1 protein-coding gene is annotated in these 261 nt (G+C 42.5%); it reads right to left on the reverse strand.

Annotation, left to right across the window (positions count from 1 at the left end; all coding sequences use genetic code 11):
* Positions 1-261: hypothetical protein (locus ACSNOH_RS35345; RefSeq protein ID WP_436725521.1), on the reverse strand; the 261-nt coding region annotated here is incomplete at both ends.

The following is a 261-nucleotide window of genomic DNA, read 5'->3' on the forward strand; positions in this document are numbered from 1 at the left end:
TACCGATCATTACTGTCAGCGTGCTGTCCGCATCTCCGGTTTTTGGAAGGGGATTTTCTGTTTTCGAATCACCCGATGTACCATTGGTTTTCGAATGATGTCCATCTTCCTTCACATTTCCACCCGGTGCAGGTTTGTCAGGTTTGTCAGGTGTTGGCATTTTTACTTTTTGATTAGAAACAACGATCTCTACAGCTTTTGACTGTCCTTTTTCTATTGTGAATTCAATCGGTGTTTCATCCAGTTTGTAACCTTCTGGTG

This window comes from Streptomyces sp. URMC 127 (genome assembly GCF_051386535.1).
Lineage (GTDB): Bacteria > Actinomycetota > Actinomycetes > Streptomycetales > Streptomycetaceae > Streptomyces.